Origin of the sequence: Amycolatopsis heterodermiae (assembly GCF_034929455.1) — a bacterium.
In the GTDB taxonomy this organism is placed as follows: Bacteria; Actinomycetota; Actinomycetes; order Mycobacteriales; family Pseudonocardiaceae; genus Amycolatopsis; species Amycolatopsis heterodermiae.
This window is the reverse complement of sequence record NZ_JAYFSI010000001.1, coordinates 146,381-161,255: the sequence shown is the minus strand read 5'-3', so window position 1 is coordinate 161,255 and position 14,875 is coordinate 146,381. Positions and strand designations below refer to the sequence as shown.

Annotated in this window: 15 protein-coding genes; 6 read left to right on the top strand and 9 right to left on the bottom strand. The window is 70.8% G+C overall.

The annotated features are described in order from the left end of the window. The first annotated feature begins 43 nt into the window (after nt 1-43). Both VA596_RS00755 and VA596_RS00750 read left to right on the top strand, forming a co-directional pair. Nucleotides 44-907, top strand: a complete 864-nt coding sequence (locus VA596_RS00755; protein WP_323322514.1) for a hypothetical protein — start codon at nt 44-46, stop codon at nt 905-907. An 83-nt stretch (nt 908-990) separates the two neighbouring features. Then, nucleotides 991-1,407, top strand: coding sequence for a nitroreductase family deazaflavin-dependent oxidoreductase (locus VA596_RS00750; RefSeq protein ID WP_323322512.1), 417 nt, complete (start codon nt 991-993; stop codon nt 1,405-1,407). On the opposite strand, the gene VA596_RS00745 is transcribed toward VA596_RS00750, so the two are convergent. Genes VA596_RS00745 through VA596_RS00725 form a run of 5 tightly spaced genes read right to left on the bottom strand, consistent with a single transcriptional unit; the run spans nt 1,408 to nt 6,074 of the window. Beyond that, entirely contained in the window at nt 1,408-2,256 is an 849-nt protein-coding gene (locus VA596_RS00745; protein ID WP_323322510.1) for a TIGR03620 family F420-dependent LLM class oxidoreductase, read from the bottom strand. Nucleotides 2,257-2,281: 25 nt separating this feature from the next. Further along, entirely contained in the window at nt 2,282-2,971 is a 690-nt protein-coding gene (locus VA596_RS00740; protein WP_323322508.1) for a TetR/AcrR family transcriptional regulator, read from the bottom strand. Nucleotides 2,972-2,999: 28 nt separating this feature from the next. Next, nucleotides 3,000-3,944 carry a phosphotransferase enzyme family protein gene (locus VA596_RS00735; protein ID WP_323322506.1) on the bottom strand — a complete coding sequence of 315 codons (945 nt, stop codon included), beginning with the start codon at nt 3,942-3,944 and terminating at the stop codon, nt 3,000-3,002. 11 nt (nt 3,945-3,955) lie between these two features. After that, nucleotides 3,956-5,146 carry a pyridoxal phosphate-dependent aminotransferase gene (locus VA596_RS00730; RefSeq protein WP_323322504.1) on the bottom strand — a complete coding sequence of 397 codons (1,191 nt, stop codon included), beginning with the start codon at nt 5,144-5,146 and terminating at the stop codon, nt 3,956-3,958. 19 nt (nt 5,147-5,165) lie between these two features. Next, nucleotides 5,166-6,074, bottom strand: a complete 909-nt coding sequence (locus VA596_RS00725; RefSeq protein WP_323322502.1) for a hypothetical protein — start codon at nt 6,072-6,074, stop codon at nt 5,166-5,168. A gap of 200 nt (nt 6,075-6,274) precedes the next feature. Between VA596_RS00725 and VA596_RS00720 the strand changes: the two genes are divergently transcribed. Beyond that, a complete protein-coding gene (locus VA596_RS00720; RefSeq protein WP_323322500.1) occupies nt 6,275-6,574 on the top strand; it encodes a YciI family protein in 300 nt (99 codons plus the stop codon). Nucleotides 6,575-7,307: 733 nt separating this feature from the next. Here VA596_RS00720 and VA596_RS00715 read toward each other — a convergent pair. From VA596_RS00715 to VA596_RS00700, 4 genes are all read right to left on the bottom strand, one after another. After that, on the bottom strand, nt 7,308-7,703 hold the full coding sequence (locus tag VA596_RS00715; RefSeq protein ID WP_323322498.1) for an NUDIX hydrolase: 396 nt from the start codon (nt 7,701-7,703) through the stop codon (nt 7,308-7,310). A gap of 15 nt (nt 7,704-7,718) precedes the next feature. Further along, nucleotides 7,719-9,389, bottom strand: coding sequence for a hypothetical protein (locus tag VA596_RS00710; RefSeq protein WP_323322496.1), 1,671 nt, complete (start codon nt 9,387-9,389; stop codon nt 7,719-7,721). A gap of 81 nt (nt 9,390-9,470) precedes the next feature. Then, entirely contained in the window at nt 9,471-9,833 is a 363-nt protein-coding gene (locus VA596_RS00705; RefSeq protein WP_323322494.1) for a VOC family protein, read from the bottom strand. A 36-nt stretch (nt 9,834-9,869) separates the two neighbouring features. Continuing rightward, nucleotides 9,870-10,286 carry a hypothetical protein gene (locus VA596_RS00700; RefSeq protein ID WP_323322492.1) on the bottom strand — a complete coding sequence of 139 codons (417 nt, stop codon included), beginning with the start codon at nt 10,284-10,286 and terminating at the stop codon, nt 9,870-9,872. 103 nt (nt 10,287-10,389) lie between these two features. On the opposite strand from VA596_RS00700, the gene VA596_RS00695 reads away from it, so the two are divergent. The 3 genes from VA596_RS00695 (at nt 10,390) to VA596_RS00685 (ending at nt 14,770) form a co-directional block, all read left to right on the top strand. After that, nucleotides 10,390-11,538 carry a serine hydrolase domain-containing protein gene (locus VA596_RS00695; RefSeq protein WP_323322490.1) on the top strand — a complete coding sequence of 383 codons (1,149 nt, stop codon included), beginning with the start codon at nt 10,390-10,392 and terminating at the stop codon, nt 11,536-11,538. A 373-nt stretch (nt 11,539-11,911) separates the two neighbouring features. Continuing rightward, complete coding sequence (locus VA596_RS00690; protein ID WP_323322488.1) at nt 11,912-12,073, top strand: hypothetical protein; 162 nt, start codon at nt 11,912-11,914, stop codon at nt 12,071-12,073. Between the two features lie 90 nt (nt 12,074-12,163). Further along, nucleotides 12,164-14,770, top strand: a complete 2,607-nt coding sequence (locus VA596_RS00685; RefSeq protein WP_323322486.1) for a CHAT domain-containing protein — start codon at nt 12,164-12,166, stop codon at nt 14,768-14,770. Nucleotides 14,771-14,875 lie beyond the last annotated feature (105 nt).

Here is a 14,875-nt window from a genome sequence, read left to right as displayed (position 1 = left end):
TTCGCAGGTGCTCGCACCAGTCCGATGTGGTTGGCTGGCGGTGATGGACCTGGACACGGTGGCCGGCGAGCTCTACGGGGGTGACCTCGCGGAGTTCGTCAGCGCGCGCAACGCGGCGGCGAAGGCGGCGAAAGCCGAGGGCGACGCCGACCTGGCGGCGAAGATCAAGGAGCTGCGGAAGCCGACCACGGCCGCGGCGATCGTCAACCGGCTGGCCCGCGAAGACCCCGACGAGCTGCGTGAGCTGGCCGAACTCGGCGACGAGCTGCGGGACGCGCACACCCGGCTGGCCGGCGACGACCTGCGTGCGCTGACCCGCAGCCGCGGCGAGCTGGTGCGCCGGATCGTGCGTGGCCTGGACAAGATGAGCGACACCGTCGCGCGGGAGGTCGAGGCGACGCTCGAAGCCGTCGCGGCCGACCCGGACACGGCCGCCCTCGCGCTGGCCGGGCGCCTGACGTCGGTGGCCCACCAGGACGCCGACCAGTGGTTCACCCTCGCCGCGAGCGCACCGCCGTCGACCGGCAAACGCCCCGCGAAGCTGGTGGAAAAGGCCGAACCGGCGCGGCCGAAGCGGGCGTCCCGGACCGGGAAGACCGAAGAGGACCGTCGGCGCGAAGAGGAGGAGCGCGCCGAGCGGGAGCGCGTCCGCGCGGAACGTGAGCGCCTGCGCAAGGAGGCCGCCGAGCTGGCCAAGGAGCGGGCGGTCGTCGAGCGCGACCTGGTCCGCACCGAACGCGCGGCCGAGCAGGCCACGGCCCGCGTCGAAGACCTCCGCACCCGCTTGGCGGAGGCCGAAGAACGCGCCGAGCGCGCGACGGCGGAGTTCGAAGCGGCGAAGGAAGCCTACGAGCAGGCCGACGAGGCCGCCAACAACGCGCAGAAAGCCGCTGACGCCGCGCGCTGAGCCGTGCTAATCTGGCGCTGCGCCCCAGATGGGCCTACGCACGGAGGTAGTGGCTACTCAGCCCCCTTGAGATCGACACGTCGGTGTCTCTCCTCTTTTCCCTTTGCCGTGGGACAAGTGTGCCTCCGTCGTGCCCTCTCACGCCTCCGATCACTCCACATCGGAAGGACAACGCGAGTTTGATCCAGCTCACCACGACCGGTGCCCGCACCGGCCGGAAACACCGCGTCACCCTGGGCGCCATGAACATCGACGGACAGCTGGTGGTCGTCGCCTCGGCGATGGGCCTGCCGAAGCACCCGGCCTGGTACCACAACATCCGCAAGAACCCTTTGGTGACCGTGGAAACCGGCACCGAGACGTTCGAGGCGATGGCGGCCGTCGCCCCCGACCGTGACGCCTTGTTCGCCAAGGTCGTCGAGCAGCAGCCGGGCTTCGCGGACTACCAGGCCCGCACGACCCGGGTGCTGCCGGTGATCGTGCTGCGCCGCCTCGGCTGATCAGAGCAGCACGCCGGCGAGGATCCGGTGGTGCTCGGCCTCCACGCCGGGGGTGGGGCCGAGCACCTGGACGGCCACGTGGTCGGCCCCGGCGTCCACATGGGACAGCAGGCCCTTCGCGATGCTCTCGGGCGTGCCGTGCAGGACGAGGTCGTCGATCAGGCGGTCACTGCCGCCGCCAGCGACGTCCTCCTCGGTGTACCCGTGGCGCCGCAGGTTGTTCACGTAGTTGCGCAGCCCGAGGTACGGCTCGCGCACGAACGGGCGGCCGATCGCGCGCGCCGCCACCGGGTCCTCGTCGACGACCACTTTCTGTTCCGGCGTCAGCAGTTTGCCCGCGCCCAGCACCGACCGCGCGTGCCGCGTGTGCGCGACCGGCACGAGGTAGGGGACCGCGCCGGCGGTGCGTTCGGCGGCGAGCTTCAGCACGCGGTCGCCGAGCGCGGCCAGGATCCGGGCGTCGACGGGGACGCCGGCCGCGTCCAGCCGGTCGAGGTAATCGACGATCTTGTCGTACGGGCTCTGGTACGCCGCGACCGATTCCGGATGGCCGACGCCGATGCCCAGGAGCAAGCGCTTTCCGTACCGGCCGGCTAGCCGGTGGTACGACTCGGCCAGCGTCTCCGGCTCGTCGGCCCACATGTTCACGATCGCCGTCGCCACGGTGATCCGCTCGGTCGAAGCCAGGACGTCCTCGACGAACGCGAGGTCGCCGACCGACGCGCTGCCCGTGCCGAACCACACCGTGCCGTAACCGAGCTTGTCGGCACCGACGGCGTGCGCCTTGCGGGTCACGTCGTCGCGGTGCGGGGCCAGGAACACGCCGAACCGGTTCACTACATTTGCCATACGGATTAATGTAGCAAATGTAGCGTCAGCTCGCGAGGCGGTGCAGCCACTCCCGCAGAAGCTGCCGCTCGGTGGTCGTCAGCGCGTCGACGTCCTCCGCGAGCGCGGTCGACAAAGCGACAGCGAGCGCGCCGGTCGACGACCCGGCGGCCGGGCCGTCGGTGAGCAGCCCGGCCAGCACGGAGTCCCGGACCTGCGCGGACATCGCGAGGTCACGGGCCCCTTCGGACTGGGCGATCAGGCTGAGCGTGACGCCGCTGTTCGCCGCCGCGAACTGCCGCGCGGCCTCCGTCGCCTCGACGCGCAGCCGCCCGGCGCGGGCGAGCGGCGTGAACAGCTCGAGCAGCATCGCCTCGGCGCTGCTGGTGAGGTTGCACGGCACGCCGGGCTCGATCTGGCCGTAGAGCAGCACGTAGAACGCCGGGTTCTCCAGGCCGTACGCGACGTGCCTGTCCCAGCCTTCACGGATCCGCGTCACCGGGTCACCGCCGGTTTCGGGCGCCTGGACGTACTGGGTGAAGCCGTAGTTCACGACGGCGTCGAGCAGGCCCTGCTTACTGCCGAAGTGGTGGTAGAGCGTCGGGGCCTGGACGCCGGCGCGCTCGCAGATGGCCCGCGTCGACACCGATCCGCCGTCCGCTTCGTGCAGGAGCTGCCCGGCGGCCAGCAGGAGGCGGTCGCGGGTGGAGGTGGCGTTGCTCGATCGTCCGGCCATGTAGCAATTGTAGCGGTGAGTTGTAACGTCAGGGGTGGTCGTCGAGCTCGCGCAGCCGCAGCTGGACCCGGCGAAGGCCGACGAAGGCGTTCAGCACGGCCGGATCGGTCGCGAACGTCGCCGGGCGCACCGACCGGTACCCGTCCAGCAGCGCCTCCCGCAGCTCCGCGTGGTGCGGAAGGTGCGTGAACGCGTCGACGGTCACCGCCAGGTCGTAGGCGTAGTGCCCGAACCCGCAGTCGTCGAAGTCGACCACCCGCGCCCGGCCGCGGTGGAACAGGTAGTTCTCCTGGTGCAGGCCGCCGTGGACGAGCCCGAACACGTCGGCGCCGAACCCGAGCGCGGACCGCACCGCCCGGACGCGCGCCAGCGCGGCGCGGACGCCCTCGTCGCCCCCGGCCAGCGCGACGGCCCGGTCGACGACGGTGTCCGAGAAGCCGTCCACCTGCGCCCGGCCGAACGCCGTCAGGTCGTCGGCCCGGCCGCGGTCGAGGCCGTTCATCCGGGCGCCGTGCCGGTGCAGCCGCGCGGTGAACTCGCCCAGCCGGTACAGCTGCGGCGCGCTGAGCCGCTCGTCGAGGAACCGGCCCTCGAGCCGGCGGTACAGCACGCAGGTGCGCGGCTCGGGCACGGCCGGGTCGGCGACGACCGTGGCCGCCTGCCGCTCCCGGGTCGGGACCGGCCGTGGTACCGCCAGGTCCGTCTCACGGCCCAGCGCGGCGAGCCAGGCCATCTCGGACCGCACCTGTGCGACGCTCGGGCCGTCCGGGCGTTCGATCCGCAGCACGTACCGGTGGCCGTCCGCGCCGTCGACCCGGAACGCCGTGTTGCGCCCGCGCGGCAACGGCGTCAGCCTCGCCACCGGGACGTCGTACTCCGTCAAAGCCGCTTCGGCCAGCCTCCGCAGCCGCCGGGTGCGCCCCGCGCGGTCGAGCTCGGCGAACGGCCGGGTGTTCGCCTGGAAGTCGGCCATCGACCACGTGGTCAGCTGATCGACCGTTCGGCTTCGCGGGAGTGCGAGACGAGCTCGATGGTCGGCGTGTGCCGTCCGCCGCCGAGCCGCTCCACCCCGCGCAGGCCCTCGACCAGCCGCTCGACCTCGGTGTCCGGCCGCACCCCGAAGCGCATGAACTGGCTGGTCATGCCGATCTTGTTGCCGCATTGGCGCACCAATAGGTGGTGCTCGGCGAGCAGGTAGTCGCAGAGCTCGGCGCCGTCGACCGAGCCGGGCAGCTTCACGAGCAGGAAATTCGCCTGCGACGGGTACACCGTCAGCTCCTGGAACTGCCCGAGCAGCGAGTTCATCATGAAGCGGTCGAGCGCCAGCCGCTTGAGGCTCTCCTCGTACTCCGCGCGGCGTTCCGCGAGCATGAAGATCACCGTCTCAGCCAGGGAGTTCAGGTTCCACTTCGGCAGCGCGGCCGACAGCTTGCGGGTCAGCGCCGGGTTCGACACCTGGTAGCCGAACCGGATCCCGTGCAGCCCGAAGTTCTTCCCGAGGCTCTTCAGCACGATGACGTTCGGCCGCACGACGGCTTCGGCGGCCACCGACGGGGTCATCTCGACCTCGACGAAGTCGATGAACGACTCGTCGATCACCACGAGGTCGAGGTCTTCCAGGGCGTCCATGAACCGGATGACCTCGCGGCGCGACAGGTACCCGCCGTCGGGGTTGTTCGGGTTGCACAGCACCGCGACCCGCGAGCCGCGGCGCTTGATGAACTCGATGTACTCGTCGACGCGCAGCTCGAAGTTGTTGGCCTCCTTGAGCAGGAACATGTCGACGCGCTTGCCGGTCTCCAGCGGCTGGTCGGTCCAGCGGCCGAACGTCGGGATCGGCACCGCGATGCTGGAGCCCACCAGCAGCTGGTCGATCCAGGTGATCAGCTCGGTGGAGCCGTTGGCCAGGGAGATCGTCGACGGGTTCAGCCGGAGCACGTGCGCCAGCTGCGCGGTGATCGCGCCGGCGTCACTCGGGTAGAACTTGAGGATCGTGCGGAGGTTGCGCTCCAGCTCCCCGAACATCTCGTCGGTCGGGAAGTACGGGTTGCACGGGATGCAGAAGTCCGCGAGATCGTCCCCGTGCTGGCCCATGGCCCGCATGACGGAGAAGAACGACGGGCTGTGTGCCTGACTCTGCTGGAAAAGGCCGCTCGTGGTCATGCCGTGCCGCACGTGGTCTCCGTCCGCCGGTTTACCGGCCCCTTGCCTTCCCATCGGAGATACGTACGAATCGGATTCCCGGTTCAATGCCGCTCAACGCGTACAGGCCTGTGCCGGCCAGCGCGACGGCCGCCAGGATGGACAGCGCGAGCACCGGCAGCGGCGCGCCGAACGGCGACACGCCGGTGAACGACTCGACACCGATCACGGCGGTGAGCAGGGCGTCGGCGGTGACCGCGATCTTGACGACCCGCAGGCGGTGGGCCTCGGGCCAGCGGGTGAATCGCAGCAGCCAGGCCAGCCCGGGCAGCACGAGGATCGCGTGCATCGCGACCGCGTGCAGCGGCTTGAGCGAGCCGGCGGTGGTGTAGGCCAGCTGCGGGTCGCCACCGCGGGCCTCGACCACGCCGCGGGCGATCATCACGGCTCCGGTGGCCAGCGCGACCACCAGGACGACCAGGCCGGCCCGGATCGCGAGACGCAGGCTCGGCGCGTCCGGACCGGGTTCGACGACCGCGGCGACGGTGAAGCCGACGACGGTCAGGATGAGCACCCCGCCACCGGCGGCGAGCGTCATCGACACGACGTTGTCGAACGGCGTCTCGAAGTTGAAGTGCGACGGCACACCGCGCCAGGCCTGCATGCTGACCAGCGCGACCTCGACGATGCTGGCGACGCCGAACGCGCCGAGCAGCACGGCGCGCCACCGCGGCCGGACGGTGAGGAACGACGTCGCCCAGGCGACCGAGGCCAGCGTCAGCCCGAACGACAGCCCGAAGGTGACGGCCTTGCGCATCGACAGCGGCCCCAGCCACGAGCCGCCGGTGCCGAGGAGCACGATCGCGTGCACGAGGCCGCTCACGAAGAGGACCGCGCCGACGACGTAGGCGGCGCGTTCGGCGGGCCGGCCGTCGTGCCAGATCCGGGTCAGTGCGTTCATGCGCCGAGTCTCGCGCGTTCCGAGGCCGCCCGCGTCGGCCCGGCGTCGACTCCCTGTCGTACGCCGATCTACGTACAGTGGATTCCGAAGCCATTGGTAAAGAATTGCGAAGTTCCTTGACCGAAATATTGCCGAATGCGGTGCCCGGTGCCACTCGGCAGGCGGATGCGGGATGGTCCGGGGAGTTCTACTATTGAATCATGTACATCGCATTGCTGACCTACACGGCACCCGAAACAGAAGTCGACTACGCGCTCCCGGACCATTCGGACTGGGTGCGCACCCAATTCACGAGAGGACTTTTCCTAGTTTCCGGAAAGGGAACCGGCGCAGCCGACCAGGTGATCCTCACCCGCCCGATCCTCCGCGGCAAGCTGGACGCGGTCCTCGCCAGCGACCCGTTCGTGATCCAGCGCCTGGCCCGCTACGCCGTCATCGAATTCACCGCCACCCGCACAGCACAGGAGCTGGTGGCGATCAACGAGGCGCTGGCCTCCTGAGCGAAGCACGCCTCCGGCCAGGTGGCCCGCAACGCAGCCCGCCACCTACCGGTAAAAAACGACGCCCTCCTGGCGTTGCTCAGCTTTGATGTCGCACGCTCTCTGCTCGGCTCGCGTCACTCGGCTCGCCCGCTGCGCTGCGGTTTCACCCAGCGCCGCGCCACTTCGCGCCTGCCCGTGCCACTTGGCGCCCGCCTGTGCCGCTTCGCGCCCGCCCGCGCCGCTTCGTGCGCCACGCTGCCTCACCGTTTGCCCGGCTCTGTCCGTAGCGCTGCCTCGCGCGCCGCCCGGCCTCGCCTGTCGCACGGGCCATGCCTTCGGTGCGGAAGTCTTGTTCACCACTCGTTCCGGTCCGCCAGTCGTGCCGCCGCCAAGTGTGGCTCGCCGCCCCTTCGCGGGGAACCCGCCTCGCCTGCCGTCCAGGTCTTGTCCGCAGCGCAGGAGTTTGCTCGCCACCCGTCCCGGTCCTGCCTGCCGTACCGCGGATTGCCCGCCGCCCAGCCTGCCGCCACCCGTCCCGCCCGCCGCGCCGCAGTTTTTGTCGGTGCCTTCCGGTAGCGTGGGAACCGGGGGCAGCGCCCATCACTTTCCCACGATTCCCCTTACGCCACAACAGAAATCGCACACCGAACCCCACCCCCAACATCACCCGATTCAGCGATGATCTTCGCACGTGTGTTCGGGTAACGTCAGTGCTGTGACCAGATCGATCCGCCTGCCCGGCAGAGGCAGGCTACGAAGACAGCAGCCGGCGAAAGTGCTCCGGCAGCTCCAAAGCGCGTGCCTCCGCCGGGGTCAGCCACGCGAAGTCGTCGTGCTCTTCCGGATTCAGCACCACTTCGCCCGCGCCCGTTTCCTCGGCCGTGTAGACGAACGCGTGGATGAGCAGCGGCCGTCCCGTGATGTCCGGCCACGAATCGCGGCTGCGCTCACCTTTGATCCGGACCGTCAGCCCGGTTTCCTCCGCCGCTTCGCGTACCGCTGTGGCCTCGAACGCCTCACCCGGCTCCACCGTCCCGCCCGGCAGTTCCCAGCGCCCGCCGAGGAAGACGCCGGGCGCGCGGCGGAGGAACAGCACCTCGTCACCGCGGGCGATCCAGCAGTACGCGAGGTGCTTGTGCTCGGTCATGTGCGCGATTCTCGCTCAGTTGGTCTTCGACGTCGGCAGGTGGGCGCCCAGATACCCGACGTAGACCGTCCCCGTGCCGTCGGTGTCGTCGAGGAAGTGCAGCCGCGGGGCCGGCGACTTGAAGCGCTCCAGCGCGATGTGGGCGCCGAAGTAGTCGCGGCCTGCCGGGTTCGTCCGCGGGTCGACACGGAAGGTGCGGGCCTGGCGCAGCCGTTCGTTCGTGGTGACGGTGTCCGACTCGGCCAGCGCGATGATGTTGGCGCTGATCAGCGAGCCCGGCTGGCCGGTGCGGGCGAACGCGAGCACGTCCGAGAGCTCAGGCCCGGGATCCTGCCCCGCGTCGAGCAGCGAACGGCGAGCCCCCGCGTAGGCGTCGAGCGTGCGGAGCGCGTCCCACGCCTTCCGCCGCCAGGCAGCGGCCTTCGGATGGTGGTCGAGGATCGCCGTCGGCGCGGGCTCGGCCGTGATGGCGAGGTGCTTGAGCGTCGCGGTGGCCGCGCCGATCAAGTCCGCGAAGCTCGGGAAGTCGGCCGGCGGGCACTCGGCGTCGGCGACCTCGGCTCCCGCGTCGTGGTAGCGGGTCAGCTTCCCGGCCAGCAACCCGTTGGCGCGCCTGAGTTCGTCGCGCTCGGCCTCCATCTCGTCGAAGGCGCGCGCGTAGTCGTCCACCGCCTGCTGCAACCGCGCCAGCTGCTCCTGCAGGCAGGCGACGTCGATCGCCGACAGCTCCTCGAGCCGACACCGGAGCGCCTTCACCTCGTGCGCCGCGCGGTCCCGCTCTTCCGCGCCCGCCTTGGCCTTCTTGCGCAGGATGGTGATCACGCCGCGCGCCTCCGCCAGCTCGCGCTCCACGCGGTCCAGCTTTTCGGTCAGCCCGGCATCGGGTTCCTCGTCCGGCGCCGCGAACGGATCCGCCGCGTACCAGGCCCGCACGCTCGGCACCTCCGCCCACTCCTCGGGCAGCGGCGTCCGGCTCCGAGTCTGGATGAATCGCGTGATCGCGCCTTCGAGCGCTTGGTGCGCCAGTGGGCTGGCCGGGTCGACGAAGTCCGGCAGTTCGTCGCACGGCGGCACGAACAACCGCGCGCCCAGGGGCACCGCGCAGCCGAGCGGGAGGTGGCTGTTGAGGGTGCGGCGGAAGCGGTCGTCGACGTCGAACACGTTCACCAGCCCCGGCCAGCCCTCGACCGGCTCCGTCGGCGGCTCGGTGAGCACCAGCACCGCCGACGTCCGCCACGGCGCCACAAGGGCCTCGGCGAGCAGATCCGCGACGCGGTCGCACTCCTCGCGGGACCAGCCGCGCATCGACAGCACCGGTCCCTCGATCGGGATCTCGTCGCTGCCGCTGGCGCCCAGCTCCTCCAAGCCGATCCGCCGCGCCGGTGCCTCATGGCAGCTGCGCCACGGCCGCGTGCACGCCGCCGCCAGCAACCACGCCACGCGGTCCTCGCCGGCGCGGTAGCACAGCGAAAGCAATACCTGAACGGAGTAGCGGTCTTCCTGGCCCGGCCACGCGAACTTGAGGTCGCACCGGCGCGATCCGCCGTCGTCGGACGAGCCGAGATCGGTGACGGTGTAGTCGTCGTGCTGCCGCTGGCGGGTGATCAGCCTGCTGCGCAAGGCGTCCAGGGGGCGCTTTCCCTCGACGGGGACCAGTCCGTGGTGCCAGATCCGGTGCACCCCCACAGGACTCACTCCGTTCGCCGGGAACCGGTACCTCAGGCGAACATAGCGGATCCTGTGACCGGGCGAACGCGGGGCGTCACCTCATTTGCTCGTCCACAGACAGAACGGATGCCCGGCCGGATCGAGGTACACGCGGACCTTCTCCTGGGGCTGGAACGCGGCCAGCCCGGCGCCCGCGTCGATGGCGGCCGAGCCGGCCGCGTCGAGGTCGTCGACCTCGATGTCCAGGTGCATCTGCATCTGCTGGACGCCGTTGGCCTGCGGCCACTCCGGCGGCACGTGGTCGGGCTCCAGCTGGAACGACAAACCGGGGCCGCCGTCGTCGGGGCGCAGCGTCACCCACTCCGGCTCGTCGGTCTTGATCGACCAGCCGAGCAAAGTCGCGTAGAACACGGCGAGCGCACGGGGATCGCGTGCGCCGAGCACAGTCGAAGTCAGCTTCATGAGCGGTATCTACCCGCAGGTGGAGGCGATCTACCCTCAGCGTCCGGTCTGGTTGTCGAAATAGGCGTACGGCGGGCCGGCGTCGCCGAACGACGACGTCGCGAACACCGCGGCGCCGGACAACGCGAGCAGGATCGTGAGCACACCGAGGGTCGCGCCGATCCGGCCCGGCCCAGGGGTGGTGCGCGCGCCGGCGTACCCGCCGAAGACCAGTGCCAGCACGCTGATCGGCAGCAGGGCGAACCACAGCGCGCCGAGCACCAGCACGAACGCGTGCACGACCCATGAGTACGTCCACGCGGCCACGATCTGCGGCCGGACGATCAGCCAGGCCGCCCAGGTCGCCACCGCCAGCGTCAGGCCGGACGCGCCGAGTGCGACGGCCGAGATCCCGAGGCCGCGGCCTCGTGGCTTGGTTTCCGTCGACCCGGTTTCGCAGTCAGGTTCCCCCATGGCCGAAATATCACCTCCGGGCGGCTTCGTGTTACCCGGAATACCCCGGCGCCGCACCGGCTTGCACCCTGGCGCAGGCGTAGTGATCACTGAGGGAGCCGCCATGTCGTCCGAGCACATCCAGGGAACCGTCGCCGACGGGTACGAGTCCGTCCGGGAGGAGTTCGCCGCCGTCGCGACCGGCGAGGGCGGGGACTACGCCGCCCAGCTCGTCGCGCATGTCGACGGCGAGCGCGTCGTCGACCTGTGGACCGGCCCGGAAATCACCGCCGACTCGCTGACCGGGGTGTTCTCCTCCACCAAGGGCGCGGCGCACCTGGTGGTCGCGCTGCTGGTGCAGGACGGCGTGCTGGACCTCGACGAGCGCGTCAGCCACTACTGGCCCGAGTTCGGCGCCGCGGGCAAGGCCGGGATCACGCTGCGGGACCTCCTGGCGCACCGTGCCGGTGTCGTCGGCGCCGACGACGGGTTCACCGCCGAGGAGCTGGCCGACGACCGGATCATCGCCGAGCGTCTCGCACCGCAGAAGCCTTACTGGCGCCCGGGGACCGCGTTCGGCTACCACGCCCTGGTGATCGGCGCGCTGACCGGCGAGGTCGTCCGGCGCGTCACGGGACGCAGCATCCAAGAGCACTACGAGGAGCGTGTTCGCAAGCCGTACGCGCTGGACTTCTACCTGGGCCTGCCCGAGGAGCTGGAGCCGCGGTTCCTGACCACGCTGCCGATGCTGCCGACGCCGGAGCAGCTGGCCGAGCTGGAGGCGAACGCGACCGGGCCGGACAGCCTCACGGCGATCGCGTTCAACCGCAACCACCCGAAGGCACCGGAGCTCTGGGACCTGCCGAACATCAAGACGATCCGCCGGCTGAGCCCGGCCTCGGTCGGCGGCGTCGCCTCCGCGCGCGGCCTGGCGGGCATGTACGCGGCGGCGATCAGCGGCCCGGAACCCCTCCTGGCCAAGGAAACCGCGGCGGACTTCGCCCAGATCCACTCGATCGGCGACGACCTTTCGACCCGAGGGGGCAACGCGTTCGGGCTGGGTTTCTCGGCCGTGGCGTACGACTACCCGGTGCTGGGCCAGGGAGCGTTCGGCCACAGCGGCGCGGCCGGTTCGCAGGCGTTCGCGGACCCGCGCAGCGGCCTCGCGTACGGCTACAACCGCCGCCGGTTCGCCTTCCCCGGCGGCGCGGCGCCGGAGAACACCCGCCTGGTCCGGGCGGTCCACTCGGCGGTGGTGGCCAAGCGCGGCTGACCCCGCAGACGGCATACGAGACTCGCGGCGGAAGGCCGGGATGGGCGCCGCTCCCATCCCGGCTTCGGGGCGCGCGGTCACGATCAGTACCCGGACGCACACGTAGACCCGCCTGGCCCTGAACGCTGTAACCCACACGGCGGCGATGCACGCCCTGGTGAAAGCCGTTACGGGGTTCACTCTTTAGGACGTTTCGACCGGTGCATCTGGCCTGTTCACGCCGGTCGAACTGACTTTCTGTAGTGAAAACTCTCCCGATCAATGCTTTCTTGTGCAACTATTGGGCCGTTCGCGGGGAGAGGGCCCCGCGAGGGGGACTCACCGTCACCGGTCAGCGTCCCCATGCAGATCCCCAGGGGAGAGGAGATCGACCATGTCGACGCCCACGGACACCAAGCCCGAAGAGACGCCGGAGCCGACCGAGGAGCCGACCACGCCGTTGGTCCAGTGGACCGACGAGGACGGCAAGGTCCACGACGGCCACCCGGTCCACACCGAGTGCTCGGGCGGCTGCTATCAGGTCATCAAGGGCTGAGCTCGCTCGGCTTCGTCGCCCGCCTGCTGATCTTCGACCGGTAGGCGGGCTTCTTTCTGCCATCGGCTGTGCTGTCATAGGGGAGTGCCTGTGACAAACCTGGACCCTCCGGAAGTCATCGAGTCGGTCCGCGCACTTCAGCAAGCCGCCGCCGACGCATCCTGCCTCGGGCGTTTTCACGAGGGTGTCAAGCACCTGCGGCGCGGGATGAGCCTCCTGGACTCCATTCACCCGGTCGCGGATCAGCACCGCACCGACTGGCTGGTCACCCGGATCAAGCTGGCGAGCACACTGGCCGCTATGTCGTCGGAGATCACCGGTGACGTCGCCGCCGGGCTGGCGGGTCTGGACGATGTCCGGCTTCTCATCAACGCGGTGCCCGACGGCACACTGAGGGCTGAGCTCGACGGCACGTTGAACCACAACTACGCCATGCGCCTCATGACCGTCGGGCGGAACGAGGACAGTCTCGCGTCGTTCGACACCTCTTTGGAGCACAAAGAGCATCGGCTCGCCCAGGGCGCTGTGGAGTCACAGATGCGCGGGTTCGTGGTGACCCTCTATTCGCGCGGATGGGTGCACACGAAGCTGGGTAACGTGAACGACGCGCGTGCGGACTTGACCCGGGCGCTGCAGCTTTCCGAGAAGTACGAGCTGCGTGCCGAAGCCGCGGACGCCCGGCGCATCTTCGGAATCCTCGCGCTGCGCACCGGCGACGTTCCTGAGGCCCTGCGCCTGTACGACGAGAGCGAACAGGCGTACCGGGCACTGGGGCTCGAGGTGCCGGCGCTGCTCTGGCGGGAACGAGCTCAGGCTCTGCTGGCCGCGGGACTGGCCGATGAGGCCGGAGAACACCTCGACGAGATCATCGCGCGGATGCGTGCCGAACCCAGCCTCGCCCGGGACCTCGGCGCCGCAGAGCTCGAGCGAGCCTCGGCGGCTCTGCTGAGCGACGACATCGAACTCGCCCGGCAAATGTCGGCCTCAGCTCGTCGGCGGCTCCAGCGGGTGGGCTGCCAGACCTGTGCCGCGAACGCCGCGGTGCTGGGACTCCAAGCCGATGTCCGGGAGATGCTGGCGAGCGGGGAGGTGGCCGCCGCGCTACCGACCCGGGCGATCCGGATCGCCGAGAAGATGCCGCTGCCGCGGCTCGCCGAGCAGGCCGCGACCGCGCGGATGCTGGCCGTCCGGCTCGACATCCGGCGCGGGAACCTCAAGCGGGCCGCCGAAACCCTCGCCCTGGTGCCGCGGTCCGGGCAGCTCACCCCGATCGACTACCGGATGCTGCGGCGGCTCTGCCGGGCCGAGCTGGCCGTCGCGCAGGGGAACCGGGCCAAGGCGCTCACCGAGATCCGGTCGGGGCTGACCGAGCTGGACGCCGTCCGCGACCGGATGGGCGGGCTGGACCTCGTGTCCGGGACCGCTCTCCACGGCCAGGAGCTCGCCGACCTCGCCGTCAAGCTCGTGCTCGAACGCAGCGACGCGCGGCGGCTGTTCGTCTGGCTGGAGCGGACGCGGGCGCAGACCTACCGCTACGAGCCGCTGTCCGCCGGGACCGCCCCCGAGCTGGCCGCGCGGGTGGCCGAGGTTCGCGGGCTCGGGCAGGCCATCCAGGAGGCCCAGCACGACGGGCACCCGAGCGCGAGCCTGCGCGCCAAGTACAACGAACGGCTCCGGGAGGCCCAGCGCCTCGGGTGGCACACCGGGCGGTGGGGCCGGCCGCGGCCGGTCGCCGGGCTGAACGAGGTCGTCGCGCGGCTGGGTGACCGCGCGATGGTCAGCTTCGCCGCTTCCGGTGACGAGCTGGTCGCCGTGGTCGTCGCCGGTGGTGAGTGCCGGCTGGTGCGGCTCGGTTCGGCCGGGGACGCCGCCGAGTCGGCGCGGGTGCTGAACGTCGACCTCGACGCCCTCGCGCCGGACAACCTGCCCGAACGGCTCGCCGAGGTCGTCATGGCTTCGGCGCGCAAGCAGGCCGACAAGCTCGACGCGCAGCTGATCCAGCCCCTCGAAGAGCTGTTCGGCGACCGTGACCTGGTCATCGTCCCCACCGGGCCGCTGTACGCGGTGCCGTGGGGGGTGCTGCCGGGCCTGCGGGGCCGTCCGACGGTCGTCGCGCCGTCGGCGACCGCGTGGCTCGCCGCCGAGCTGACGAAGTCGCCGCGGGCGCGCAAGATCGTGCTCGTCCGCGGCCCAGGCCTGGCCGGCGCCCGCGGTGAGCTCGAGAAGCTGACCACGCACTACCGCACCGCGACGACGATGACGGGCGCGAAGGCGACCGTGAAGTCGGTGCTGCGCGCGATGGACGGCGCGAAGCTGGCCCACTTCGCCGCCCACGGCGCGCACGAGCCGGAGAACGCGCTGTTCTCCCGCCTCGAGCTGGCCGACGGTTCGCTGTTCGGGCACGAGATGGCCGGTTTGCGGCAGCCGCCGCGGCAGGTGGTGTTCGCCGCGTGCGAGCTGGCGCTGAACCGGATCCGCCCGGGCGACGAGGCCCTCGGGTTCGCCAGCGCGCTGCTGGCGAGCGGCTCCCGGACGGTGATCGCCCCGCTGTCGAGGGTCGGCGACCTGGCCTCGGCCGCCGCGATGGACGACTACTACCGGGCCCTCGCGGTCCGCGACAGCCCGGCGCTGGCCCTGGCCGACGCCATCGCGGTCGACCCGTTCCGCCGCCCCTTCGTCTGCCTGGGCGCCGGCTAGCCCGCCGCCCGGCCACAGAAGGATCGAGACGCGTGATGGGGAAGCTGACGCGTGCTGGAGAGGTCGACACGCGATGGAGGGCCCGATGCGCGTGACGGGAAGGCC